The 221-nt window shown below is 40.3% G+C and carries 1 protein-coding gene; it reads left to right on the forward strand.

Translation table 11 applies throughout. The annotated features are described in order from the left end of the window. The coding region (locus ACRHOC_RS15585; RefSeq protein WP_431159489.1) for an alpha/beta hydrolase-fold protein at positions 1-221 on the forward strand (221 nt) is incomplete at both ends.

The following is a 221-nucleotide window of genomic DNA, read 5'->3' on the forward strand; positions in this document are numbered from 1 at the left end:
GGTTTAGGCGCTCAGGCCATTTACAAGACCATTGAATCTGAAAAACTGCAGGAATCCAGAGAGTTAAAAATTCAATTACCACGTAATTATGACCCAGAAACCAAGCGAACTTATCCACTTGTGGTCGTCTTGGATGGCGACTATCTTTTTGAACCTGTGGCTTGTAATATAGATTATCAAGCTTATTGGCAAGATATTCCGGATTGTATCGTAGTGGCTAT

This window comes from Winogradskyella poriferorum (assembly GCF_050618035.1).
GTDB classification, from domain to species: Bacteria; Bacteroidota; Bacteroidia; order Flavobacteriales; family Flavobacteriaceae; genus Winogradskyella; species Winogradskyella poriferorum_A.